Source organism: Dactylosporangium sp. NPDC051087 (assembly GCF_055586325.1).
In genome coordinates, this window is record NZ_JBVJIJ010000002.1 from 178095 (window position 1) to 200727 (window position 22633).

Consider the following 22633-nt stretch of genomic DNA (forward strand, 5'->3'; position numbering starts at 1 on the left):
GGACGTCCGGGTCACCGCCGTCCCCGCACAGCACGGACCCGGCGGCACCGTCGAGTCCGGGTGGGTGGCCGATCCCTTGCCGGGTTCGGGTCGGACAAAATCCGAGTCCGTCAGGCCGGTTCGTGCCTGTCGGGCTGGTCCGGGGCGGGCGGGCCTGAGGTTCGCGGGGCGTGTCCGTGCCTGCCGGGCTGGCACGAGTCGGCGGGTCAGCGTCGGGGTCGGGCGAGTCGAGGTCCAGGCCCGAGTCCGCTCCGAGCTCGGGTGCGTGGCGGGTTCCTTGCCGAGGTCGGGTCGGGCAGCTCCCAGTCCCGCCAGGCCGGTCCACGTTTGTCGGGCTGCTTCGAGTTGGGCGGGTCCGAGTTGTGGTCAGCGCGGATCCAGGTGTGGTCCGTTCCGAGTCCGGGTTGGGCGGGCCTGAGGTTCGCGGGGTGTGTCCGTGCCCTGCCAGGTTGGTCCGAGAGTGTCGGTCCGAGAGTGTCGGTCCGAGAGTGTCGGTCCGAGAGTGTCGGTCCGAGAGCGTCGGTCCGAGAAGGGGGCTTCGAAAGGGTGGGCTTCGAGAGGGGTGGCTTAGGGAAGGCGGCTCCGAGAGGGGTGGCTTCGAGAAGGGTGGCTTCGAGAAGGGCAGGTCAGAGTCGGAGCGGCGCCGAGTCGGGCGAGACTGAGGCCGGGCGGTCCGAGCCGGGTCGGCGTCCGGGGTGCGCAGGCGAGGAAGCCGGGCGACGAACGGAGGGCGCGACGGCAGGCGAGCACCGGACGGAATGCCCCGCGCGCGCGGGCGGCCGAGGCCGTCGGGCAGCGCGAGCATCACCAGAGGGGTAGATGCAGCGTACGGGTGCCGGAGCCGCCACTCCGACACCCGTACAAGAGGAAAGCTCCTAGACGGAAGCTGCCTCTGCATCGAGGGTCACGGCCAACGCGTGAACTACCGCGGCGGTGCGTAGACCCTCGTCGACCACTTCGCGGGACACCCCTGCACCACGAAGTGATCTTTCGTGCGATTCCAGGCACACCCCGCACCCGGTGATCGCGGATACTGCTGTGGACCACAGCTCGACGTCGGTGGTGCTGACGCCGGGCCAGGTGGTCACCTGGCGGCGCAGGCGCGCCGGCAGGTGGTTGTACGCTTCGTCACCGATGAGGTGCTTGGCGCGGAAATAGACGTTGTGGACGGCCATGCGGGACGCGACAGCCTTGGCCGCTTCAACAGCCTCAGGCTTCAGGTGATTCCCGGCCTCGTCGAGGATCGCGCGGAACACGAAGGCGCTCCGTGTGGTCATCGCGCAGGAGAGCGCGGTGCCCCACAGCTGCTGCTCGGTGAGCAGGGTGCCGGCGAGGACGGAGTCGAGGTTGAGCTCGACGTCCTTCGCGTATGCCGGCAGCGCGGCCTTCAGGTCCCCGATCGACATCAGACCGAAGTCCTGCCCGACGAGAGACTCTCACCAACGGTGAGCACCGGAACCTCCTTGGTGCGTTCGCTTGACTGGTTCCAACCTTGACCGACGTGCGTTACAGGGACGTGACGAACAGGGTGAATCGTGAAGCAGATCACCTGGGTTCTCAGAATTCGGAATCACGTGCCACAGGCGGCGCAGCCGTGGCAAGCTACCCAACGTGACTCGGCTCATTATTGGCCCTTAGCGCGCCCAGCATCCCCTAGCTGGCCGCGCAGACCTCTCGCATTCGCGAGGGGTCTTTTTGTTGGCCCATCCCCCGCCAGAAGCCACAAAAACCCGAAGCCAAAGCCAGGAACCAAAGCCAAAGCCAGGAGAAGACCATGCAGGTGTACGACACCACACTGCGCGACGGCGCCCAGCGCGAGGCGATCAGCTACTCCGTCGTGGACAAGCTGGCGGTGGCCAGGCTGCTCGACGAGTTCGGCGTCGGTTTCATCGAGGGCGGCTGGCCGGGCGCGATGCCGAAGGACACGGAGTTCTTCCGCAGGGCGAGGACCGAGCTGGAGCTCAAGCACGCGGTGTTCGTCGCGTTCGGGTCGACCCGCAAGGCCGGCGTACGCGTGCAGGACGACCAGCAGGTGCGGGCGCTGCTCGACGCGGAGACGCCGGCCGTGACGCTGGTCGCGAAGTCGGACCTGCGGCACGTGGAGCGGGCGCTGCGCACCACGCCGGAGGAGAACCTGGCGATGGTCCACGACACCGTCGCGTACCTGGTGGGCGAGGGCCGCCGGGTGTTCCTGGACCTGGAGCACTTCTTCGACGGGTACGCGTTCGACCCGGAGTACACCGCGAAGGTCGCCGCGACCGCGCTCGCCGCCGGGGCGGAGAAGGCAGTGATGTGCGACACGAACGGCGGGATGCTGCCGTCGCTGATCACCCGCACGATCGGTGAGGTCAAGGGCCGGCTCGCGGTCGTGCTCGGCATCTCCGAGACCGACGCGGTCGAGCGGCTCGGCATCCACTGCCAGAACGACACGTCCTGCGCGGTCGCGAACACGGTCGCCGCCGTCGAGGCGGGCGTCCCGCACTTCCAGTGCACCGCGAACGGCTACGGTGAGCGGCCCGGCAACGCCGACCTCTTCGCCGTCGTCGGCAACCTCCAGCTGAAGCTCGGTATGCCGGTCCTACCGGACGGGTGCATCGAGTCGATGGTGCGCGTCTCGCACGCCATCGCAGAGATCGCCAACATCGCACCCGACACCCACCAGGCTTATGTCGGGTCGTCAGCGTTCGCTCACAAGGCGGGCCTGCACGCGAGCGCGATCAAAGTGGATCCCGTGCTCTACAACCACATCGACCCTGTCGTCGTGGGCAACGACATGCGGATCCTGGTCACCGAGATGGCCGGACGGGCCAGCATCGAGCTCAAGGCACGCGAGCTCGGCGTCGACCTGTCCGGCAATCCGGAGGCGCTGTCGCGGGTCACCACCCGCGTCAAGGACCTCGAGGCGCGGGGCTGGTCGTTCGAGGCCGCCGACGCGTCGTTCGAGCTGCTCGCCCGCGCGGAGCTGGCCGACGGCGCGGTGCCGAAGCCGTTCGCGCTCGAGTCGTACCGGGTCCTCGTCGAGCACCGCGAGGACGGCGCCGTGGTGTCCGAGGCGACGGTGAAGGTCCGCGTCCGGGGGGAGCGGATCATCGCGACGGCGGAGGGCAACGGCCCGGTCAACGCCCTCGACGAGGCGCTGCGGGTCGCCCTGACGAAGCACTACCCGGAGCTGTCGCGCTTCGAGCTCGCCGACTACAAGGTCCGGATTCTCGAGGGCAGCCACGGTACGGGTGCCGTCACCCGCGTCCTGGTCGAGACCAGGTCGACGGGCGAGGACTGGACGACCGTCGGTGTCCACGAGAACGTGGTCGAGGCGAGCTGGACGGCGCTCGTCGACGCCCTCAGCTACGGCCTGTCCCGCCAGGTGCGGGTGTAACCAAGAAGTAACACTGTGCGAAGGCGGGGCGGCGACGCCCCGCCTTCACGCGCCGACTACGGGCACTTGTTCTGGCGGAAAGCAGTCAGCGAGGCCGGGTCCGGCTCGAACTTCCACTGCCCGTTCTGATACTTGATGGTGTTCGTGCCGGTCGCCGCCGTGCCGGTCGCCGGGGTCCGCGTCCATTTGACGGTCGCGGTGGAGTCGTCGACCGGTGTCACCGACGTCACGAGATAGTCGCCCTGCAGCGTGGTGCAGGTCGAGACCAGGTCGACGTAGGCGTCCTTGGCGATGGCGGTCTGCGCGGTGTCGGTCCAGAGCTCCCAGGCCCCGGCCCAGTCGCCCTCGGTCAGGTTGTCGAACACCTGCTCCGCCGTGACCTGCGCCGTCTGTGCGTCCTGCGGCTGAGCGGTCACCTCGACCGTCGGACGGTCGGCCGTCGACGGTGACTCACCACCGGCGTCGTCCTTCTTGTCCGAGCAGCCCGCGAGGACGCTCGTGAGCACAACCGGCGCGATGACGGCGAGCGCGATGCCGCGGAAGGTTCGTGTCACCCATCTGCTCCAACGTGGTTCTGTCGGGGCGTTCCGCCCGATCCGTACGTGAAGGTACTCCCGGCCAACGAACCGCGTATAGCCGGAGGTACGCGGGAGTGATCAATCGGCCAGGAATCGGCATGATCGGACGGGTCAGCCGTCAGCCTTCGGGAGCACCAGCTCGGCGAAGACGGCCTTGTGGTCGGTCCCGGCGACCCGGTGGATCACCACGTTCCTCACCCCGACCCGCTTGTCGGTGAGCACGTGGTCGATCGTGACGCCGGGGATGTACCACCGCTCGTCGTAGGGCCACGACGTGTCGAGCCCGGCGCCGGCGACGTCGGCCGCGTCGTGGTAGCCCTTCGCGAGCACCTCGCGCATCGCGCCGTGGTCCAGGGTCGCGTTGAAGTCGCCGATGAGCAGGTTGACCGGTCCGGACGGCGTCGCGGCGGGCTGTGCGGCGAGATCGGCCACCCAGCAGGCGTCCCGGGTGCCGTCGGACGGGGCGCACGGGTGCACCGACTCCACGTGCAGCTCAGCGGCGCCGGGGACCCGTACACCGGCCTGCGCCTGACCGAAGTCGGAGACGAACCGGCGGTAGCCCTGGTCGGTGAGCGGGAAGCGGCTGTAGACGGCGGAGCCGGTCACGCCCGGTCGCGGGTAGGACACCGCGTTGGGCAGCAGCTGGTCGAGCCCGGCGGCGCGCAGCGCGGTGCGTGCCTCGTCCGTGTATTCCTGCAGGGTCAGCAGGTCGACGGCGCCGCTGCGCACGAGGCTCACGATCCGGTCGGGGTCGGCCCGGCCGAGGAGCATGTTGACGCTCATCACCCGCAGCGTCGGGCCGTCCTGGACCCCCGCGTCGCTGTCGGAGATCCAGCGGGGCAGGACGCACGCGGCGAACGCGATGGTCACCACGGCCGCCGCGACCGCCGGCCAGATGCGCTTCGTCAGCAGCGCGATCGCCAGCGGTGCCAGCGAAGCCACCGCGACATAAGGGGTGAAGGCGATCAGCTGGACCGCCGGGAAGCCGCTCTCCAGGCCCAGCACCCGCGCCGCCGCCCACAGCGCGAACGGTGCGACGAGCAGCCACAGCAGCACGGTCAGCCACCGGCGCCGCCCTGGTGCCGCGGCCGGTGCCGCGAGCGGCCGGACTTCCTCGGTGCTGACCATTCCGCCAGGGTAGGCGAGACACGCCAACCGGCCCGTCCCCTGCTGAGAATCTTCACAGAACCAACAGACCGCCCACTAGGCTGCCCAGGGTGCACCCGGTCATCGTGACGTTCGGCCCGGTCGCGATCCTGACCCACGACGTGTGCGTGGCCGCCGGCATCGCGGTCGCCGCCCTGGTGTTCCTGTGGGAGGTCCGCCGGCGCCGGGCCCAGGACGACCGGCTCTGGTATGTGCTGGCCGGCGCGCTCGTCGGCGGCGCCCTGTTCGCCCGGCTCGGCACCTGGGTGCAGCACCTCGACCCGCGCGACAACGCCACGCTGCTGGAGCAGTGGGCGTACGGCAACCGCAGCATCCTGTCCGGTCTCGTCGGCGCGTACGCCGGCGCGATCGTGGCCAAGAAGGTGGCCGGCTACCCGTGGCGGACCGGTGACCTCTTCGCGCCCGCGGTCGCGGCCGGGATGGCGGTCGGCCGGGTCGGCTGCCTGCTCGCCGAGCCGCCCGGCACCCCGACGGGCCTGCCGTGGGGGATCACGCTGAGCCCGGCGGAGGCCGCAGCCCTGCACACCGTCGCCGGCGTGCCGCTGCACCCGTCGTTCGGTTACGAGATCCTGTTCCACGCCCTGGCGTTCGCCGGGCTGCTCGCGCTGCGCGGGCGGGTGACCGCGCCGGGCGCGCTGTTCAAAATCTATCTGGCCGGTTACGCGGTCTTCCGTTTCATGGTGGAGTTCGTCCGGGGCAACGAGGTGGTGTGGGCCGGGCTGACCAGGCCGCAGCTGTTCCTCCTGGCCTGCCTGCCGCTCATCGTGGCGGGCCTGACACGTGACCTGGTGAAACGGAAGGAAGCGGTGCCCGCATGACCTGGACCGTGCCGCCCCCGCCCCAGCCGCCGGGCGACGACCGGCCGATCCGCGGCCGGAAGGTCGCCGCGGGGATCGGGATCGCCGCGGGCGGGCAGGTCCTCGCCATCGGCCTCGGCGTGCTGGGCGTGTTCCTGGGCGCCGCGTCCGACAACGACGAGAACGCGCTGCTGGGCGTCTACCTGGAGATCCTGCTGCAGATCGCGCTGTTCGTCGCCTGCCTGGTCGTCGGGATCGTCTGGATCGCCCGCCGGGACCGCGGCATCGGCCTGGGCATCCTCATCGGCTGGGCGGTCAGCGTCATCGTGTTCCCGGTCGCGGGCATCGGCGTGTGCATCGCGCTCCTCAACGCCAACTCGGGGGCATCATGAGCAACGGCATGCAGCTGCGCGGGGACCGGATCCACCGGTACGTCAACGCGTTCTGCCCGCAGTGCCACGACGAGCAGCCGGACCGTCCACTGGAGACGGTGCAGCGGCTGTCGGGCTGGCTCGCCGAGCGCGACGGCAGGATCTGGCTGGAGCGCGGCTGCCCCTCGCACGGACTCGTCCGCACCATGTACGACGAGTCGCCGGAGATCCTGCGGTACCTGGAGCAGTGGACCGCGCCGACGAAGACGCACGTGCCGGACCTCGCCGGGAACTTCGCGCCCGTGCCGTCGGCCTACCTCGCCGGCCTGCCGGAGATGCAGACCCAGCACACCTGCATCCTGCTCGCCGACCTCACCGACAGCTGCAACCTGCGCTGCCCCACCTGCTTCACCGACTCGTCCCCGGCGATCGAGGGCGTCGTGCCGCTCGCCGAGATCCTCGCCAGCGTCGACACGAAGCTGTCCCGCGAGAACGGCCGCATCGACGTGCTCATGCTGTCCGGCGGCGAGCCCACCCTGTACCCGTACCTGCCCGAACTGCTGCGCGAGGTGGCGGCGCGCAACGTCGTGCGGGTCCTCGTCAACTCCAACGGCGTGAAGATCGCCCGCGACGACGCGCTGCTGGACCTGCTGACCGAGCACCGCGAGCGGGTCGAGGTCTACCTGCAGTACGACGGCGTCTCCGAGCGCGCCGCCCGCCACCACCGCGGCGCCGACCTGCGCCGCCTCAAGGACCAGGCCGTCGACCGGCTGTCGTCCCGCGGCATCTTCACCACCCTCACGATGACCTGCGCGCTCGGCGTCAACGACGACGAGATCGGCGCCGTCGTGAAACGCGCCCTGGACACCCCGTACGTCGGCGGCGTCTCCCTGCAGCCGCAGTTCGGATCCGGTCGTTCGGGTGCGATCGACCCCATGGACCGGCTCACCCACACGGGCGTCCTCGCCCGCCTCGGCCCGCAGACCGGCGACCAGGTCACCTGGCGCGACCTGACCGCGCTGCCGTGCTCGCACCCGCACTGCTGCTCGGTGGGGTACCTGCTGCGCGACGACGCGGGCGAGTGGCAGTCGATGACGAAACTCATCGGCCACGACCGGCTCCTGACGTTCCTGGACCTCGAACCCGACCTGGTGGCCAACCGGATCGCCGACGTGCAGCTGCCCGCCGCGTTGCGGACCGCCGTCAAGGACTCGCTGCTGGGGCTGCTGTCGGAGCAGTCGTCGCTGTCGCACCCCGACGTCGGCTCGCTGTGGCGCGACATCTGCGAGAACTGCGACCTCGGCATCTCCACCCTGACGACCCTGGTCTCCTCGTCCCTGCCCGGCGGCCGCAACCGGCTGCGCAAGATGCTCGGCGAGCGCGTCAAACGCATCACGGTCAAGCCGTTCATGGACATGGCCACGATGATCGAGGAACGCCTCCTGCAGTGCTGCGTCCACGTCGCCACCGTCGGCGGGTCGGGCGGCCACCAGTGCGCCCCCTTCTGCGCCGTCCAGGCCTGGCCCGCGCTGTCCGCCCAGCGCCTGCCCCGAGCGCTGTGACGTCCACCCCGCAGCCCTACGACCCGCTGCGGCTCTGCGTGTACGCGACGATCGCCGCCCTCGCGTGGCTGCTCGGACCGTTCGCCCTGCTGGGCTTCGCGCTGCTCGGCCTCGCCGGTTACCTCCGCGCCCGCCGCCAGGGCCTGACCCGCTCCAAGTGCGTCCTGCGCGACACCCGCCTCGTCCTGACCTACCTCGCCGCCCTGGCCCTCGCCGCGGTGGCGGGCATCGCCTGGCAGGTCTACGGCTGGCTGGCCTGATCGCACACGGCGATGAGCGCGGCGCGCAACGGTGCCGCGAGCTCCGACAGTTCCCGCTGGCGGCGGGTGTACTCCGCGCGCCCGTCCGCCGTCTCGATCGCCACCGCGGGGTACCCGAGCGCCGCCAGGTCGTACGGGCTGGCCTGCACCATGCGCCGCTACGCGGCGCCTCGCCGGTCTGTGATCTCCTCGCGCGCTCGACCTGCCACCACGTCCACCGGATCCCCTGCTTCCAGGGCAAGCACCCGAATTCGCAACGCGGGAGCCAACGTGAGGATCTTGGACGTGATCTCGCGGCGCTGGCGCAGCCGTTCGGTGAAGGCGCTCCGTTCGTCGTCCGCCCGAGCCGTAAGGCTGGCCCCGCAGTCCCCGCAGCGATTTCTGCCCGCGTGAGGCGTGGGGCGCGGGTAACAGGCAGGGCAATACCGCCGCCCAGTCGTGCGACGAAACAGCAGCTCGTCAGGCCCGTCCAGCGTCAGGATCTGCATTGATCCGCTTGCTACCCGGTACAGGTCCGCAAGTTGGACAAGGTCCCATGGCAGGTTTTCAAGGATGACGAGTCCGTGAAGCTGATCAAGACTGACTCGCAGAGCGAATCCCAGCCACTCATCGGAAACCATCCCGCGTTCGTCGCGGCGGAACAGTTCGGCCGTCGCCGGGTAGCGCTCGACCGCGACCCGTACAAGATCGCGGGGGCGGACGATTGGAGCGAGCAGTGCCGTGCCGAGAGCTTCGGCAAGGGTGGTCTTGCCAGCGGCCGGGGGACCGATCAGGCAGACCGGCCTGAGTGGTCGCTCCGAGGTCACGAGAAGCTCACGATCTTATGTTCGCCAAGCTCGATGCCGTACCGTTTGTAGACCTTTGTGGTGTTTTCGCTCGTGAGCTGCGACTCGTCGTATCCGAGGATGGCGGCGACGCGGTGCACTTCCTCAGGCGAGGCGGCCTCGATCTCCAGGTACGGCGGGATCATCGGCCATTCGTCGATTTCCAGCTGGGCGCCGTCGAGGGCGAAGCTCGTGCGGCGGTTCTCCTGGTAGGACTTCGGGTGGAAGCCGAGGAAGCCCAGGAGCTCGTTCGTCGCGTCCAGGTCGTTCACGGTGACCTCGACCTCGTAGGTGCCGTCGATGCCGTCGTGGGAGATCTCCTTGACGGCGAGCGTGGTGGTCGTGCCGTTGTCACGCAGCCGGATCCACTTGCTCTCGTCGCCCGCGACGATGTCGTACACGTAGCGGCGCTGGAGCGTCGGGGTGCTGACCTCGCGGCCGCCCTTGGAAAGAATCAGGTCCGCGATCGCGACCGGGTCGATGTCGAGCACCTTCGCCTCAAACTCTGCGGGCATGTCGAGTCCTTTCACAACAGTCGGTCGTCGGACAACAGGCGGTACTCGGCGTCGCGAAGCGCCAAGACCTCCTGGCACAGATCGTGCCGGACGAACTCTGCGGCAGGCATGCAGAGGTCCATGCGCTGGATGCACACACCGACCTGGTATCCACCACGAGCGTCGCGGTAGAGCCGGACGCCGTAGAAGCCTTCCTGGCAATCGGTGTCATTGTTGAACCTGCATCCCGCGCACGTCTCGGGCAAGCGGACGCTCCGGATCTGCTTGAACCAGATCGTGCGGCCGTTCGGCAGTTCGTAGGCCGTGCGGCTTCCGGAGACGCCCGCAGTCACGTGGTGCGTTGTGGCTACGGCACCCAGGTCGGCGAGGATCTGAATGATCGCCGCGATCGACTCCGCGCCGTCATCGAGCGAGTTCAGCAGCCGCACGCTGAGCCAGGGCGAATACTCCTCAAGCAGCCGCCGCACGCGTGGAGCGTGGCCGTAGTTCGGGACGACGATGTTCGCGCTCGCCCGGACGCCCACGCGTTCGGCCGCAGCCACCGATTCCTTGAGTGCCGCGATCTTCCGCTCGGCACGGCGGACGTTGGTGAAAACGGGCGTGTTGCACCTGGGCCAGCTCGTCCGGCGTGGTGCCGAAGATGCTGAAGTTGACGCGGTCGAGTCCCGCCCGCGCGCAGTCCTCCAGAACAGCGGCGCCCCGCTCACCGTTCGACGTGACACAGACCCGAAGGCCGGTCTGAACGCCGGCCCGCACAATCTCGGAAAGTCGAGGGTGCAGCGTCGGCTCACCTCCAGTCAGATGCAGCTCGTTGAGATCCAACGCATCGCGCAGGAGGGCCAGCGTCGAAGCGAACTCTGCGTCAGGTGTGACAGTCGCGGGCAGAAACTGGGCGCCGTTGGTGGTGAGGTAAATGGAAACGCGGCCCGACGAACCTTGCGAGACCACCGGCGTTCCTTCGTTGTGGCAGAAGGTGCACGTCATCCCGCAGCCGTCGATGATCTTCACGCGCAGCGTTCGATCGGTGTGAACGTTAGTAGGAACCGAAACCCGCGTGTCGGGCCGGAACGGAGTCATGACCATGCGCCCGACCTGACGTCGAGAGCGTCGATCTCCCGCGTGGTCCAGCCCGCGTCGAGGAGTGCATCGCGCGCCCAGGCTTGCGTCTCGTACGGGAACGGGGTGGCGCAACTCAAGCAGCGCGCACCCGCCGGGTAGTCGATCGAGCAGTGGACGCGAATCGCGAGCTGTGCAAAGGCCAGGTCTTCTTCGATGGGGTCCGGCGGACGAGCCATCTCATCGTCCCTTCGACGTTGGCTGATATAACTGGTCGCAAGTGATTGCTAGACAGAGCGTCAGGGATCAGCCAGGATCGTTGAAGGTGGTAAGCGTTTCCCTCCGTTGCCTCATCCAGTGATGACCAAAGAGCCCCCTAACCTCGGCGAGATCCTGAGGGCTGCCCGCGAGGCGGCCGGGTGGAGCCTGTCCCGAATGGGTCGAGCGACCGGGTTCAGCAAGCCGTACCTCTCGAAGCTGGAGACCAGCGACAAGGAGGTGAAGCCTTGGCACATCGAGGCGTACGACAAGGCGCTGGGAGGTGACTGCGTGCGTCGTCGAGCGTTGCTGATCATGGGCGCGAGCTTCGTGTCCCAGACGGTCTGGGCCGAGCTGGACATGCCGACGACGGGGCCACCGAGAGTTGACCGCAACGAACTCGCCGCGCTGGAAGCATCCGCGGACATGCTGACCAGCCTTGGCTTGCGGCACGGTGGCCGGGCGGCCGTTGCGGCTGTGCGCGGCCAGTTGCGATACGCCGCCGGCCTGCTGGATCTGGACATGTCCGACGTGGCGAGGGAGTCACTACTGACAACGGTCGGCCGACTCGCCGACCGCACGGCGTGGTCAATGGCCGATAGCGGGCAGCTCAAGCAAGCGGACAAGATCTACGACTTCGCGCTCACTGTTACGCCGAACCCGGTCCAGCACTGGCTCACGCTGGTCAACCTCGCTGGCCTGCGTCTTGACGAAGACGAGCCGCAGCGCGCCCTTGAACTGCTCGATCGGGCCGAGCCCGGCCTGCCCGTGCTCCGATTCCTGGTGGACTCGACACGAGCGCACGCTTACGCGCAGCTCGGCGACTTCTCGTGCACCGTCCGCTACGTCGGAGGAGCCGACGAGGCGCATGCGGCGGTAGACCTGTCCGACCTGCCATCGGCGATTCACCCATATGTCTCAGGACATGAGGCGCATGCGCACTCCGCCGCGGGTAGAGCGCTGTACGCGCTCGCCCGCACAGGTCGGCGGAAGGCGGCATCGCTGGCCGTGGACAGGCTTGAAGCAGCCGTCGTAGCGTTCGACTCTGACCGCGCGCGTGCGATCGCGAGTTGTCGGAGACGGCTGGACGTGCTTGTCGGTTGACGTCAGGCAAGTGCGCGTTCGCAGTAGCCGATCAGGAGCGCACGCAGGGCGCCGGAACGCTCGGCGAAGTCGCGCTGATACCGGATGTACTCCACCCGGCCTTCAGGGCTCTCGACGTGGAGCGGTGTGAGCCCGATGGTCGTCAGGTCATACGGGCTCGCCCGCATGTCCAAGGTGCGGATCTCCTTCGCCAGCTCGAAGCAGTCGGCGATCAGCTCGCTCGGGACAAGCGGCGAGAGCTTGTAGGCCCACCGGTACACGTCCATGTTCGCGTGCAGGCACGCCGGCTGGTCGTGTTCGTGCTGCGTCTCGCGGGTGGGCTGGAGCAGGTTCAGTGGCCGTGCCGGCGGGGTGAAGAACCGGAAAGCGTCGAAGTGGCTGCACCGCACGGTGATCTCGTCCACGAGCGCCGCAGTGGCCTCAGGTCCGAGTCGTAGCGGCAGGATGTTATGCCGTGTCTCGTCCGGCGTCTGCCGGTAGACCATCGCCCACTCGTGCATCCCGAAGCAGCCGAAGTGCGGTGGCCGAGCAGCGGTGGATGCCAAAAGGCGATAGATCCACTCGACGGAGGTGCGGCGACGGTCCAGCACGGCGTTCACGTCGAGCCGGACGCCGCCGTCGCCATCGACCACGAAATCCGGTCCGAAGTCCCCCGGGTCGGCGTCTGCCAGCACGACATCCGGCCCAGGCTGCCACCGGCGGAGCTGTGCGGGCCGGAAGTTGTAGTAGGTCAGGAGGAACTCTTCGATCGAGTGGCGGCCATGTGCGGCGCGCTTGGCGAGGTGATCCCTTAGGAGTCCGTCGATCCGCTGCTCATGCTGCGTGCGTCGACCACGCCACTGTGTCGCAGTCAGGCGTTCGGCGGTGGCGCGGTGGGCAGCGGCGGTCACGTGTCCCATTGTGCCTGTGGGGCCGATGTTACTCGAACGCGCAGGTCAGGCCAGATTATTTGTGATCTTGACATTCGTGAACAGGAAGTCGAGCACCGGGTGCTTCTCGCCCCGGCGGCGGCGCTCCAGGTGCGGCACGGTCCAGGCATCGACCCGCGCCTCGCCGGCGGCCCGGCGGGCCTCCGGGACCGAAGCGCTGGTCAGATGGTCTGCGAGCACCCGACCAGCTTAGGTTGTACCGTCACACGCATGCGCAAGCTCGGTGCACTGGTCGTCGCGGCGGTCGTTCTGTCCGGATGCGGTGGTGAGCCGAAGGAGCGGGCGGAGCCGGCCGGATCGAGCAGCCAGCCCCCGCCCGCGACCGGTTCGTCGGCGGCCCCGGCCCTGGTCCTGGGCGCGCCGACGAGCGTGAAGGTGACCGCCGGCGCGGCCGTGGACGCGGCGCCGTTCGACGTCGCGCGCACCGTCACGATGCCGGCGGGATGGACCGCCGCGGTCTACGCGCGGGTCGAGAAGGCCCGGTTCATGACGTTCACGCCGAGCGGCGACCTGCTGGTGTCGCAGCCCAGCCAGGGCAAGGTGCGCGTGGTGCGGGCGGGGAAGACGACCGACTTCGCGACCGGCCTCAACCGGCCGCACGACATGGTGTTCGCCGAGGTCGGCGGGGCCACCTGGCTGTTCGTGGCGGAGGCCGACAGGGTCGTCCGGTATCCGTACAAGTCCGGCGACCTCAAGGCGCAGAGCGGCCAGGTCGTCGTCGACGGGCTGCCGGACACCAGCACCCCAGAGCTGCGCGGCAACTACGCGCACGTGCTGAAGAACATCGCGGTGCGCGGCGGCAGGCTCTACGTGTCGATCGCCTCGACCTGCAACGCGTGCGTCGAGGACACCGTCAGCGACCCGCAGCGCGCCGCGATCTACACCTACGACGCCGCCGGGAAGAACGCCGGCAGGCAGCTGATGGCGCGCGGCATCCGCAACGCCGAGGGCCTCGCGTTCCGGCCGGACAGCGACGAGCTGTGGGTCGTGGTCAACAACCGCGACAACACCCTCGTCCCCGACGACCGTGACGTCGACGGCGACGGCAAGTCCGACAAGGGCAAACGGATGAGCCAGTTCGTCGACCAGTATCCGGTCGAGGAGCTCATCAAGGTGCGCGACGGCGGGTTCTACGGCTGGCCGTTCTGCAACCCGAACAGCGACAACGGCACCCACAACCTGCCGTTCCACCGCGACTACGAGCTCAACCGCGACGGCAGCAAGGCCGACTGCGACAAGGCCGACCCGATCGACCTCGGGCTGCCGGCGCACACGGCGCCGCTGGGGCTGACGTTCGTGCCGGCGCTCGGCGGGGCCGTCATCCCGATGCACGGCTCGTGGAACAGCACCAAGCCCGTCGGCTACAAGGTCGTGTTCGTGCCGTGGACGGCGAAGGGGCCGGGCGACCCGGTCGACCTGCTGTCGGGTCTCGTCGACACGAAGGCCGCCAAGCCGTGGCTGCGCCCGGTCGACGCGGCGGTCGACGCCGACGGCTCGATCCTCGTCAGCGACGACTACGCCGGCACGATCCTCCGTCTCACCCCACCGAAGTAGCCGTCCGGAACGGACCCGCCCCGGCCGTCCAATGTGGTCGCACGGCGGCCGTCCACTGTGGCCTGGCGTCCGCGGCCGGGAAGCGGGTCCATGTACGGCCGCCGTCCGAAGTGGTCATACGAGCGGCCGTCCACTGTGGCCGGAAACCTGCCGTCGAAAGCGGTCGTGCGGGCCGTCAGGCGACCGGTGGGCGCGGGTCCGTGGTGTGCGTCGCGGGGGAGGGGCGGCCGATCCTCGCCGCCGTGCCGTCCGCGAGCAGGAACGCGACGCCGATCGGTCCATTGTGGACCGTGAGCGTGCCGTCCGCCTCGACCGTGACGTCGAGCTCGCCGTCCGCCACCTTCAGCCCCCGCACGCGGAACGCGCCCACCGGCGACGGCGCGATCGGGTCGAACGTGATCCGGCCGGCGGGCACGTCCACGTCGAGCCCGAGCAGCGCGGTCAGGATCGCCGGCCCGGCGGCCGCGGACCAGGCCTGCGGGCGGCACGCCGCCGGGTAGGGGGTCGGAGTGTCGTCGCCGCCGTACACCTCGGGCAGGCGGGAGTCGAAGCGCTCCGCGGCGTCGAGCAGCGCCGTGACGAGCGCCGCCGCGTCCTTGCCGTGGCCGTCGCGGGCCAGGCCCAGCATGGCGATCGCGGTGTCGTGCGGCCAGACCGAGCCCGCGTGGTAGGAGACGGGGTCGTAGCCGGCGGCGGTCGCCGCGAGGGTCCGCACGCCGAACGGCGACCGCAGCCGCCCCAGCCAGCCGGCGACCGCCGCGCGCTCCGCCGCCGACAGCAGCCCGGTGCCGAGCAGGTGCCCCATGTTGGAGGCGACGCCGTCGACCCGGGTGACCTGATCGCCGTCGACGGTGACCGCGATCGCCGGGTAGCCGTCCGGGCACCAGAACACCGCGCGGAACCGTGCGGCCAGGTCCGCCGCCCAGGCGCGCCAGCGGTCGCCGCCCGGCCGGCCGAAGGCGTCGAGCAGGTCCGCGCCGCGCAGGGCCGCCTCGTACGCGTACGCCTGGACCTCGCACAGCGCCACGGTGCCCGTCGCGACGCGGCCGTCGGCGAACTGGACGCCGTCGGCCGAGTCCTTCCAACCCTGGTGGGTGAGGCCGCCGCCGCCGGTCCGGTAGGCGATGAACCCCCCGTGCCCCGCCAGCCACTCCAGCGCCGCCTCCGCCGCCGGCAGCAGCGCCTCCACGGCGTCCGGGCGCATGCCCCACCGGTACGCGTCGGCGAGGGTGCACACGAAGAGCGCGGTGGCGTCGACCGTGCCGTAGTAGACCGGCGGCAGCCGGTGCGCGGCGTCCTCGCGGCGGACCTCGTGCGGGATCCTGCCCGGCTGTTCCTCGGTGCCGCCGGTGTACGCGGTGCCCTGCCGGGCGGCGAGCGCACGCAGCGTGCCGGCCGCCACCTCGGTGCCGAGCGGCAGCCCCAGCCGGGCCGACCACAACGCGTCGCGGCCGAAGAGCGCCAGATACCAGGGGCTGCCGGCGCTGTAGTAGACGTCGGCGCCGTCGGTGCGCCGCAGCGCGTCGAGATCCTGCACGCCGGTGCGCACCAGCGCGTCGAGCCGCGCGTCGGCCGCCGCCACCCGCAGCGTGCTGAAGCGCTTGGCCCGCGGGATCGGCCGGATGTCGGTGCGGGTGAACCGCAGCTCGACCGTCCAGCTGCCGCCCGGCTCCAGCACGACGGTCCACCGCAACGCGCCCGCCGCGTCGGGCGCGGGCGTGGCGTCGGGCGCGGGCGTGGCGTCGAGCCGGACCGTCATGCCGTCCGGATGCCGCGCCTCGTCGCGGAACCCGACCGGGTCCACTGTGGATCCGTCCCGGACGGCACCGATGGTGGCGAAGTCGGTCGCGGCAGTCACGGCCAGCCGCACGGTGCGTGGCACCGCGGCGTCATTGGACAGCGCGATGGTCTCGGTGCCTCCCACCGGTTCGGCCAACCGGCTACGGGTGACGGTGACGCCGCCCCGTACATCAGCGAAAACCGCCGAAGCGGCACCGGTGCGGCGCACGTCCACCACGGTGGGCCCGGCCCCGTCGAGGGTGACCTCCAGCCGCGCCAGCACCCGGCGGTCCTCGACGAAGAGCCCGTCGGCGCCGCCGCGCAGCCGGCCGGACGGTCCCGACAGCCACGCCGCCGGAGCCGCCACGCACGTCACATGTGCCCGCAGATCGTGCTGTACCACAGCTCGCACGGTACACAGCCGGGCCGGAAGGTTTAGCGTTAGCGGCCGTGACAGATCTGCCTCCCGCGCCGGCCCAGGGCAACGGCGACGGCGACGAGCGGCCGGCCCCCGGCTGGCTGCGGCGCACCGAGGCCGAGCAGCGGTGGCCCGCCGCGCTCGCCATCGCCGTCGCCGTGGCCGTGCACCTGCTCCTGCCCGCCGACCTGGCGCCCCGGCCGCGCTGGCTGCTGCCCGGCCTGGCGGCGGCCCTGCTGGTCAGCATCGTCGTGGCCAACCCGCTGCGGATCGACCGGGAGACCCGCTTCCTGCGTCCGCTCAGCATCGGCCTGGCCGCCATCCTCGGCGTCGCCACGGCCTGGTCGGCGGCGCTGCTCGTGCGCGCCCTCTTCGGCCACGCCGACGTCCAGCCGGCGCACCTGCTGCTGTGGGGCGCCGCGATCTGGCTGACCAACGTCATCGTGTTCGCGCTGTGGTTCTGGGAAGGCGACCGCGGCGGTCCGGCGGCCCGCGCCGACGGCCGCGACCCGCATCCGGACTTCCTCTTCCCGCAGCTGACCGCGGGCACCCTCGCGCCGCACGACTGGGAGCCGGAGTTCTTCGACTACTTCTACCTGTCGTTCACCAACGCCACGGCCTTCAGCCCGACGGACACCATGCCGATGTCGACCTGGGCGAAGGTCGGCATGCTCACCGAGTCCGCCGTCTCGCTCGTGACCGTCCTGCTGGTGGTGGCCCGCGCGGTGAACGTGATCGGCTGAAAACCTGTGCGCTGCCACAGGTTCTCTTAGGCTCGCCACAGCAAGCTCTGGATACCTTGCCGCTCATCGGTGCCGCGTGGCCCGCGCGCCGCTTCGAGTGGAGGGACCATCATGATCGAGGCTGCCGGACTCGCTGCTGACCCAGTGGCAGGGCCTGGCGGTCTTCGCCGGCTGGACGGCCCTCCTGCTGGCCGTCGCCGCCTACCTCTTCAAGACCCGCGACGCCTGACCCGTCCCGTCCCGCCCCGCACCGGAAGGCGGGCGGGGCGGCGGGTGGGCGGGAATAGACTCGGGTCATGGGCTTGACCAACTGGGCGGGGAACCTGACGTTCGGCGCCGCTCGGGTGCACCGGCCCGGGTCGGTGGACCAGGTCCGGGAGGTCGTGGCCGGCGCCGGGCGGGTGCGGGTGCTCGGGTCGGGGCACTCGTTCAACGACGTCGCCGACACGCCGGCCGATCTGGTGAGTGTCGCGGGGCTGGCGGCGCGGCCGCGGATCGACGCCGAGGCGGGGACCGTCACCGTCGCCGCCGGCGTGCGGTACGGGGAGCTCGCCACGTTCCTCGACGCCGAGGGGTATGCGCTGCACAACCTGGGGTCGCTGCCGCACATCTCCGTCGCGGGGGCCGTCGCCACCGGTACGCACGGATCCGGCGCGACGTCGGGCAACCTGGCGACGGCCGTGGCGGCGGTCGAGCTCGTCACCGCCGGCGGGGACCTCGTGCGGATCGGGCGGGGCGACCCGGACTTCCCGGGCAGCGTGGTCTCGCTGGGCGCGCTCGGCGTCGTGGTGAGCGTGACGTTGGACGTGCGGCCGTCGTACGCCATCCGCCAGCACGTCTTCGAGCGGCTGCCCAGGACGGTGCTGGACGAGCGCTGGGACGAGATCGCGGCGGCGGGCTACTCGGTGAGCCTGTTCACCGGCTGGGCGGGCGACACGGTCGACCAGCTGTGGCTGAAGCTCGCCGACGGCGAGGAGCCGGACGGGTTCGGGGCGGTCCCGGCCGGCCGCCAGCTGCACCCGATCGCCGCGATGTCCCCGGTCAGCTGCACCGAGCAGGGCGGCGTCCCCGGCCCGTGGCACCGGCGGCTGCCGCACTTCAAGCTGGAGTTCACCCCCAGCAGCGGCGAGGAGCTGCAGACCGAGTTCTTCGTGGCGCGGCAGGACGCCGTGGCGGCGTTCGCGGCGGTCGAGCGGGTGCGGCACCTCGTGACGCCGGTGCTGCAGATCTCCGAGATCAGGGTCGTGGCCGCCGACGACCTGTGGCTGAGTCCCCATTACGGACGCGACAGCGTGGCGCTGCACTTCACCTGGATCCGGGACGAGGCGCGCGTCGCGCCGGCCGTCGCGGCACTGGAGGAGGCGCTGGCGCACCTGGCGCCGCGGCCGCACTGGGGGAAGGTGTTCCACCACGCGCCGCGCCCCGAGCGGCTCGCCGACTTCCTCGCGTTGCGTGACCGGCTGGACCCGGAGCGCAAGTTCACCAACGCGTTCGTGGAGCGGCACCTGGGGGCGGAGTAGATTCCAGGCGTGCGTATCGCTCGTTTCGCCCACGCCAGTGGCATGTCATTCGGAGTCGTCGAGGGCGAGCCCTCGGCCGGGCTCACCGGACTCACCGTCGCCGAGATCGACGGTCACCCGTTCGGGGAGCTGCGGTTCACCGGTCAGCGCTGGGCGCTCGCCGACGTGCGGCTGCTCTCGCCGATCCTGCCCAGCAAGGTGGTGTGCGTCGGGCGCAACTACGCCGACCACGCCGCCGAGCTCGGCAACGAGGTGCCGAAGGAGCCGCTGCTCTTCCTCAAGCCGTCCACGTCGATCATCGGCCCCAACGACGCGATCCGGATCCCGCCGCAGTCGCAGCAGGTCGAGCACGAGGTCGAGCTCGCCGTCGTGATCGGGGTCACCGGCGCCCGCAGGGTCGACCGGGCCGGCGCCGCCGCCGCGATCTTCGGCTACACCGCCGCCAACGACGTCACCGCCCGCGACCTGCAGCGCAAGGACGTCCAGTTCACCCGGGCGAAGGGCTTCGACTCGTTCTGCCCCATCGGCCCCTGGATCGTCACCGGCCTGGACGTCAGCGACGTCGAGGTCCGCTGCGAGGTCAACGAAGAGGTCCGCCAGCTCGGCCGCACGAAGGACATGGTCTTCGACGTGCCCACCCTGGTGTCGTATGTCTCACACGTCATGACCCTCCTCCCCGGCGACGTGATCCTCACCGGCACCCCCGCCGGCGTCTCCCGCATGGTGTCCGGCGACGAGGTCACCGTCTCGATCGAGGGCGTCGGCGCGCTCAGCAACAGGGTCCTGACCTTGGAATAGGCGTGTTTGCGACAACCGATTTGGCCTGGTGCGATCCCTCCGGTAAAGTTTCCAACCGGCGCACACAGCGCCAATGGGGTATGGGGTAATTGGCAGCCCAACTGATTCTGGTTCAGTTAGTCTAGGTTCGAGTCCTGGTACCCCAGCACCGCAGCAAGATCGCGGTGCTGTATTGTTCCACCGCAAGACAGAGCAAGACAGCAAGTATCTGGGGCCCCGTCGTCTAGCGGCCCAGGACGCCGCCCTCTCAAGGCGGTAGCGCCGGTTCGAATCCGGTCGGGGCTACAGTCCAATGGGCCCAACCTGTTCACAGGTTGGGCCCGTTCGCGTTTGTGGACTTCCGCGTTCCTCGCGCACGGCTCCGCCGCGCTCCAGGCGGGGGGTTCCCACCCCGCACCCCCCCATGCTCGCTTCGCTCGCACTGCCGGCGCTTCGCTCGGCAGGGATTGCGCTGCGCGTGGCATCCCTGCCGTACGGAGCATCCCTGCCGTACGGGGCATCCCTGCGGGCGGGCTTGATCAGGAGGGTGGCTTGGTCGTCGGCTCCGCGTCGGGTTGTCGGCCGGGGTCATCGGCGCACGTTCACGTGGTTCGGCAACAGGCGCACCTTGGTCGATCGGCGTTGTTGTCACCGCGGCGCATCGCTGGGGGGTGGGCGGATGTGCGGGCCAGAACGCCCGCCTGGCCGAGAAAAGCCGACCTCGCGCGCAACTGGAAGCGTTGGGAGGCAGGTGATGCGGAGCCGGGCGCCTTTACAAACCCTTTGGTAGCCGTGACCGCGGCGTTCTTTTCAGCGTCGCGCCCTGAACCAGCCTCGGCAACGCGGGGATGGACGAGTTGCTCCAAGGCATGCACACCGCCGCGCAGCTGGTGCTCATTGACCGAGGGCAGCTGTCTCGCGGCCGTGCGGGCTGGGCACATCAGGCGAAAGCATGGCGCGCATCGGCGACCGCCGCCAGGTGGAGGTCGCGCTCGACAACTCACTGGTGATGCACTCGCGTGAGCTTGCCGCCGAACTGGCCCAGCGGTTCCTGACCCGGATGGGGGTGGCCGTGTGGTTCGTGGGGTGGGTGGTTGTGCTGGTCAGGTCAGTCAGCCTGGTTCTCGTTCCGGGGCGCGGTTGGTTCTTTGTGCTCGGGGCGGCTGTTCTCGGGGTGTTCGTGTTCTGCGGCATCGTTGTGGCGGCGGCCGGGGGCAAGGAGCCGAACGGTGGCGACGACATGACCCGCACCGGCGCGCTCGGGCTTCCGAGGGCTTCGTCGGCGCCTGTGCCGGCGGCCGGGACGACCGGGACTACCGGGACGACCGGCCCGGCCGTGACGGCGTCGTCCAGCACGACGGTGGCCGGCACGGTGCCGGCGGCGACCACGACCGCGCCGCCGCCGACCACAAAGGCGGCCGGAGCCCAGACCAAAGCGCCGACCAGAGCGCCGACCACGAAAGCGACCACCAAGCCGCCGACGAAGGCGCCGGCGAACTGTAATCCGAACTATTCGCCGTGTGTGCCGAACGATCCGGTGGACGTGGACTGCAAGGGTGGGGGCGGGAACGGGCCGTCGTACGTGCAGGGGCCGGTCAGGGTCATCGGCACCGACGTGTACGGGCTCGACGCCGACCACGACGGGATCGGGTGCGAGTAGGGGGCGGTCAGCCGGCCTCGAGGTAGCGCAGCATCTGCTGGATCTCGGCGGTACGGGAGTCGGTGATGCGCTTGGCCAGGTCGAGGGCGCCGGGGTTGACGCCGGAGCCGGTCTCCATGCGGGCGATCTCGACCGCGTTGTGCTGGTGGGCCACCAGCATGTTGAGGAAGCGCCGCTCGAACTCGGGGCCGTCGAAGGTGCCGAGCGCCGCGATGTCGTCGGCGTTGGTGCCGTGGGCGCCGCCGTGGCCGGCGTGGGAGTCGGCGGCGGCGGTGGGGGGCTGGTTCCAGGACTGGAGCCACACCTGCATGGTCTTGGTCTCGTCGGCCTCGGTGACCTCGATGGCGGCGGCGAGGGTGCGGACGTCGTCGCGGACGGCCTTGGTGCGGGCCAGGCGGACCATCGAGAGGGCCTGGTCGTGGTGGGCGACCATCATCTGGGCGAACATGACGTCGGTGTCGTTGTAGACCTTCGACGTGGCAGTGACGCCCGCGGGGGCCGGCTGCGCCGGGGCGGCGGCGCAGCCGGCGAGGAGCAACGCCGTGACGAGCAACAGCAGGCGCTTCATGGCGCGACCCCTCCGGGAGAGGAGGGTGCCCGGTGAGGGGCACCCTCGGACGACACGGTCAGACCCGCTGCCAGAGCGCCGGGACGTTGGGCGGTTCCCAACCGGCGATGGCGGTGTGGGCCTGGCGGCACTGGTACGTGACGCCGCCGTACGTGACGCGGGCGCCGACCGCGTACGCCGTGCCCGCCGCCCACGTGCCACCGGCCGGAGGCGTGGTGGTCGTCGGGGTCGGGGTCGGGGTGGGCTTCACCGTCGGGGACGGGGTGGGCTGCGTGGGCGTCGGGGTGGGGTTGCCACCGCCGCCGACCTGCAGGTCGACGCAGGAGTAGAAGGCCATCGGCGTGTCCGAGATGTTCCACCGGGCCAGGACCAGGATCCGGCCGGTGCGCCCGCCGAGGCTCACCGAGTGGGAGACGGTGGCGCCGGGCTGGCGGCCGCCGTCGTCGATGACCGCGATCCGGGTGCCGCCGACGAAGTACTCCCACGTGCTGGTGGAGTGCCGGGCGGTGAGCACCCAGTTGAACGTGACGTTGTTGCCGACCGCGGTCGCCGGCCAGCCCTTGTTCGGGTCGTCGAGCTGCGCGAACCTGGCGTTGCCGCCGCTGCAGCTCGTCAGGCCCTTCGGGCCCTCGACGCTCTGCGGCTCGTACACGATCTCGCCGCAGTTGGCGACGCGCCCCTGGGCGCACATCGCCTGGCGGCTGGCGGGCGAGGAGATGTAGCCGTGCGCCGCGGCCGGTGAGGCCGAGACGGACAGTGACGTGGCGATGGCGGCGAGCGCCAGCGGAACCAGCGCGATCGTTCTTCGCATCGATCG

The 22633-nt window shown here is 70.4% G+C and carries 25 protein-coding genes and 2 tRNA genes; 13 read left to right on the top strand and 14 right to left on the bottom strand.

Annotated features, from left to right (window positions below):
• Positions 1–875: 875 nt before the first annotated feature.
• A complete protein-coding gene (gene ahpD, locus ACZ6TV_RS04210) occupies positions 876–1406 on the bottom strand; it encodes an alkylhydroperoxidase, AhpD family (RefSeq protein ID WP_465295207.1) in 531 nt (176 codons plus the stop codon).
• A 368-nt stretch (positions 1407–1774) separates the two neighbouring features.
• On the opposite strand from ahpD, the gene cimA reads away from it, so the two are divergent.
• Positions 1775–3376, top strand: coding sequence for a citramalate synthase (gene cimA, locus ACZ6TV_RS04215; RefSeq protein ID WP_465295209.1), 1602 nt, complete (start codon positions 1775–1777; stop codon positions 3374–3376).
• A 56-nt stretch (positions 3377–3432) separates the two neighbouring features.
• Here the strand turns inward: cimA and ACZ6TV_RS04220 are convergent, their stop codons facing one another.
• Together ACZ6TV_RS04220 and ACZ6TV_RS04225 are read right to left on the bottom strand one after the other, a co-directional pair.
• The gene (locus ACZ6TV_RS04220) at positions 3433–3930 is read right to left on the bottom strand and encodes a hypothetical protein (protein ID WP_465295211.1); all 498 of its coding nucleotides are present in this window, start codon (positions 3928–3930) and stop codon (positions 3433–3435) included.
• Between the two features lie 135 nt (positions 3931–4065).
• The gene (locus ACZ6TV_RS04225) at positions 4066–5082 is read right to left on the bottom strand and encodes an endonuclease/exonuclease/phosphatase family protein (RefSeq protein ID WP_465295213.1); all 1017 of its coding nucleotides are present in this window, start codon (positions 5080–5082) and stop codon (positions 4066–4068) included.
• 89 nt (positions 5083–5171) lie between these two features.
• On the opposite strand from ACZ6TV_RS04225, the gene ACZ6TV_RS04230 reads away from it, so the two are divergent.
• From ACZ6TV_RS04230 to ACZ6TV_RS04245, 4 genes are read left to right on the top strand one after another with little or no spacing between them, the layout of a single operon-like run.
• Positions 5172–5939, top strand: a complete 768-nt coding sequence (locus ACZ6TV_RS04230) for a prolipoprotein diacylglyceryl transferase (protein WP_465295215.1) — start codon at positions 5172–5174, stop codon at positions 5937–5939.
• The gene (locus tag ACZ6TV_RS04235; RefSeq protein ID WP_465295217.1) at positions 5936–6310 is read left to right on the top strand and encodes a hypothetical protein; all 375 of its coding nucleotides are present in this window, start codon (positions 5936–5938) and stop codon (positions 6308–6310) included. Before ACZ6TV_RS04230 ends, ACZ6TV_RS04235 begins: the two co-directional genes overlap by 4 nt.
• Positions 6307–7851 carry a radical SAM protein gene (locus tag ACZ6TV_RS04240; protein WP_465295219.1) on the top strand — a complete coding sequence of 515 codons (1545 nt, stop codon included), beginning with the start codon at positions 6307–6309 and terminating at the stop codon, positions 7849–7851. Before ACZ6TV_RS04235 ends, ACZ6TV_RS04240 begins: the two co-directional genes overlap by 4 nt.
• The gene (locus tag ACZ6TV_RS04245; protein WP_465295221.1) at positions 7848–8111 is read left to right on the top strand and encodes a hypothetical protein; all 264 of its coding nucleotides are present in this window, start codon (positions 7848–7850) and stop codon (positions 8109–8111) included. Before ACZ6TV_RS04240 ends, ACZ6TV_RS04245 begins: the two co-directional genes overlap by 4 nt.
• Here the strand turns inward: ACZ6TV_RS04245 and ACZ6TV_RS04250 are convergent.
• The 6 genes from ACZ6TV_RS04250 to ACZ6TV_RS04275 all read right to left on the bottom strand — a co-directional run bounded on the left by ACZ6TV_RS04250 (position 8093) and on the right by ACZ6TV_RS04275 (position 10745).
• Positions 8093–8263: a hypothetical protein gene (locus tag ACZ6TV_RS04250; RefSeq protein ID WP_465295223.1), complete on the bottom strand. Its 171-nt coding sequence runs from the start codon at positions 8261–8263 to the stop codon at positions 8093–8095. The genes ACZ6TV_RS04245 and ACZ6TV_RS04250 overlap by 19 nt on opposite strands.
• A gap of 6 nt (positions 8264–8269) precedes the next feature.
• A complete protein-coding gene (locus tag ACZ6TV_RS04255) occupies positions 8270–8917 on the bottom strand; it encodes a nucleoside/nucleotide kinase family protein (RefSeq protein WP_465295225.1) in 648 nt (215 codons plus the stop codon).
• Positions 8914–9450: a class IV adenylate cyclase gene (locus tag ACZ6TV_RS04260; protein ID WP_465295227.1), complete on the bottom strand. Its 537-nt coding sequence runs from the start codon at positions 9448–9450 to the stop codon at positions 8914–8916. Before ACZ6TV_RS04260 ends, ACZ6TV_RS04255 begins: the two co-directional genes overlap by 4 nt.
• A gap of 11 nt (positions 9451–9461) precedes the next feature.
• Positions 9462–9917: a hypothetical protein gene (locus tag ACZ6TV_RS04265; RefSeq protein WP_465295229.1), complete on the bottom strand. Its 456-nt coding sequence runs from the start codon at positions 9915–9917 to the stop codon at positions 9462–9464.
• Positions 9901–10458, bottom strand: a complete 558-nt coding sequence (locus tag ACZ6TV_RS04270) for a type II toxin-antitoxin system prevent-host-death family antitoxin (protein WP_465295231.1) — start codon at positions 10456–10458, stop codon at positions 9901–9903. The genes ACZ6TV_RS04265 and ACZ6TV_RS04270 overlap by 17 nt, the downstream gene beginning before the upstream one ends.
• Before the next feature lie 65 nt (positions 10459–10523).
• A complete protein-coding gene (locus ACZ6TV_RS04275; RefSeq protein ID WP_465295233.1) occupies positions 10524–10745 on the bottom strand; it encodes a hypothetical protein in 222 nt (73 codons plus the stop codon).
• 121 nt (positions 10746–10866) lie between these two features.
• Between ACZ6TV_RS04275 and ACZ6TV_RS04280 the strand changes: the two genes are divergently transcribed.
• Positions 10867–11868, top strand: a complete 1002-nt coding sequence (locus ACZ6TV_RS04280) for a helix-turn-helix domain-containing protein (protein WP_465295235.1) — start codon at positions 10867–10869, stop codon at positions 11866–11868.
• Positions 11869–11870: 2 nt separating this feature from the next.
• Here ACZ6TV_RS04280 and ACZ6TV_RS04285 read toward each other — a convergent pair whose 3' ends face one another.
• Together ACZ6TV_RS04285 and ACZ6TV_RS04290 are read right to left on the bottom strand one after the other, a co-directional pair.
• Complete coding sequence (locus ACZ6TV_RS04285) at positions 11871–12767, bottom strand: 3-methyladenine DNA glycosylase (protein ID WP_465295237.1); 897 nt, start codon at positions 12765–12767, stop codon at positions 11871–11873.
• Positions 12768–12803: 36 nt separating this feature from the next.
• On the bottom strand, positions 12804–12977 hold the full coding sequence (locus ACZ6TV_RS04290; protein WP_465295239.1) for a hypothetical protein: 174 nt from the start codon (positions 12975–12977) through the stop codon (positions 12804–12806).
• Positions 12978–13007: 30 nt separating this feature from the next.
• Here ACZ6TV_RS04290 and ACZ6TV_RS04295 point away from each other — a divergent pair, with 30 nt between their 5' ends.
• A complete protein-coding gene (locus tag ACZ6TV_RS04295) occupies positions 13008–14351 on the top strand; it encodes a PQQ-dependent sugar dehydrogenase (protein ID WP_465295241.1) in 1344 nt (447 codons plus the stop codon).
• 175 nt (positions 14352–14526) lie between these two features.
• Here the strand turns inward: ACZ6TV_RS04295 and ACZ6TV_RS04300 are convergent, their stop codons facing one another.
• Entirely contained in the window at positions 14527–16533 is a 2007-nt protein-coding gene (locus tag ACZ6TV_RS04300; protein WP_465295243.1) for a glycogen debranching N-terminal domain-containing protein, read from the bottom strand.
• Between the two features lie 47 nt (positions 16534–16580).
• On the opposite strand from ACZ6TV_RS04300, the gene ACZ6TV_RS04305 reads away from it, so the two are divergent.
• The 6 genes from ACZ6TV_RS04305 (at position 16581) to ACZ6TV_RS04330 (ending at position 21248) form a co-directional block, all read left to right on the top strand.
• Positions 16581–17291, top strand: coding sequence for a hypothetical protein (locus ACZ6TV_RS04305; RefSeq protein ID WP_465295245.1), 711 nt, complete (start codon positions 16581–16583; stop codon positions 17289–17291).
• A 296-nt stretch (positions 17292–17587) separates the two neighbouring features.
• Entirely contained in the window at positions 17588–18811 is a 1224-nt protein-coding gene (locus ACZ6TV_RS04310; protein ID WP_465295247.1) for an FAD-binding protein, read from the top strand.
• Positions 18812–18820: 9 nt separating this feature from the next.
• Positions 18821–19609 carry a fumarylacetoacetate hydrolase family protein gene (locus ACZ6TV_RS04315; RefSeq protein ID WP_465295249.1) on the top strand — a complete coding sequence of 263 codons (789 nt, stop codon included), beginning with the start codon at positions 18821–18823 and terminating at the stop codon, positions 19607–19609.
• 74 nt (positions 19610–19683) lie between these two features.
• Positions 19684–19755 (top strand) — tRNA-Gln (locus ACZ6TV_RS04320).
• A 66-nt stretch (positions 19756–19821) separates the two neighbouring features.
• Positions 19822–19894 (top strand) — tRNA-Glu (locus tag ACZ6TV_RS04325).
• Between the two features lie 646 nt (positions 19895–20540).
• Positions 20541–21248, top strand: a complete 708-nt coding sequence (locus ACZ6TV_RS04330; protein ID WP_465295251.1) for a hypothetical protein — start codon at positions 20541–20543, stop codon at positions 21246–21248.
• Between the two features lie 7 nt (positions 21249–21255).
• On the opposite strand, the gene ACZ6TV_RS04335 is transcribed toward ACZ6TV_RS04330, so the two are convergent.
• Entirely contained in the window at positions 21256–21816 is a 561-nt protein-coding gene (locus tag ACZ6TV_RS04335; RefSeq protein ID WP_465295253.1) for a DUF305 domain-containing protein, read from the bottom strand.
• Positions 21817–21874: 58 nt separating this feature from the next.
• Positions 21875–22627, bottom strand: coding sequence for a lytic polysaccharide monooxygenase (locus ACZ6TV_RS04340; RefSeq protein ID WP_465295255.1), 753 nt, complete (start codon positions 22625–22627; stop codon positions 21875–21877).
• Positions 22628–22633: the final 6 nt, after the last annotated feature.

What these genes read in the sequence shown, in the direction of transcription:
- ahpD (WP_465295207.1), bottom strand. Translation starts at nt 1,406, where the DNA reads ATGTCGATCGGGGACCTGAAGGCCGCGCTGCCGGCATACGCGAAGGAC.
- cimA (WP_465295209.1), top strand. Translation starts at nt 1,775, where the DNA reads ATGCAGGTGTACGACACCACACTGCGCGACGGCGCCCAGCGCGAGGCG.
- ACZ6TV_RS04225 (WP_465295213.1), bottom strand. Translation starts at nt 5,082, where the DNA reads ATGGTCAGCACCGAGGAAGTCCGGCCGCTCGCGGCACCGGCCGCGGCA.
- ACZ6TV_RS04235 (WP_465295217.1), top strand. Translation starts at nt 5,936, where the DNA reads ATGACCTGGACCGTGCCGCCCCCGCCCCAGCCGCCGGGCGACGACCGG.
- ACZ6TV_RS04240 (WP_465295219.1), top strand. Translation starts at nt 6,307, where the DNA reads ATGAGCAACGGCATGCAGCTGCGCGGGGACCGGATCCACCGGTACGTC.
- ACZ6TV_RS04250 (WP_465295223.1), bottom strand. Translation starts at nt 8,263, where the DNA reads ATGGTGCAGGCCAGCCCGTACGACCTGGCGGCGCTCGGGTACCCCGCG.
- ACZ6TV_RS04260 (WP_465295227.1), bottom strand. Translation starts at nt 9,450, where the DNA reads ATGCCCGCAGAGTTTGAGGCGAAGGTGCTCGACATCGACCCGGTCGCG.
- ACZ6TV_RS04275 (WP_465295233.1), bottom strand. Translation starts at nt 10,745, where the DNA reads ATGGCTCGTCCGCCGGACCCCATCGAAGAAGACCTGGCCTTTGCACAG.
- ACZ6TV_RS04280 (WP_465295235.1), top strand. Translation starts at nt 10,867, where the DNA reads ATGACCAAAGAGCCCCCTAACCTCGGCGAGATCCTGAGGGCTGCCCGC.
- ACZ6TV_RS04285 (WP_465295237.1), bottom strand. Translation starts at nt 12,767, where the DNA reads ATGGGACACGTGACCGCCGCTGCCCACCGCGCCACCGCCGAACGCCTG.
- ACZ6TV_RS04295 (WP_465295241.1), top strand. Translation starts at nt 13,008, where the DNA reads ATGCGCAAGCTCGGTGCACTGGTCGTCGCGGCGGTCGTTCTGTCCGGA.
- ACZ6TV_RS04310 (WP_465295247.1), top strand. Translation starts at nt 17,588, where the DNA reads ATGGGCTTGACCAACTGGGCGGGGAACCTGACGTTCGGCGCCGCTCGG.
- ACZ6TV_RS04330 (WP_465295251.1), top strand. Translation starts at nt 20,541, where the DNA reads ATGGCGCGCATCGGCGACCGCCGCCAGGTGGAGGTCGCGCTCGACAAC.
- ACZ6TV_RS04335 (WP_465295253.1), bottom strand. Translation starts at nt 21,816, where the DNA reads ATGAAGCGCCTGCTGTTGCTCGTCACGGCGTTGCTCCTCGCCGGCTGC.
- ACZ6TV_RS04340 (WP_465295255.1), bottom strand. Translation starts at nt 22,627, where the DNA reads ATGCGAAGAACGATCGCGCTGGTTCCGCTGGCGCTCGCCGCCATCGCC.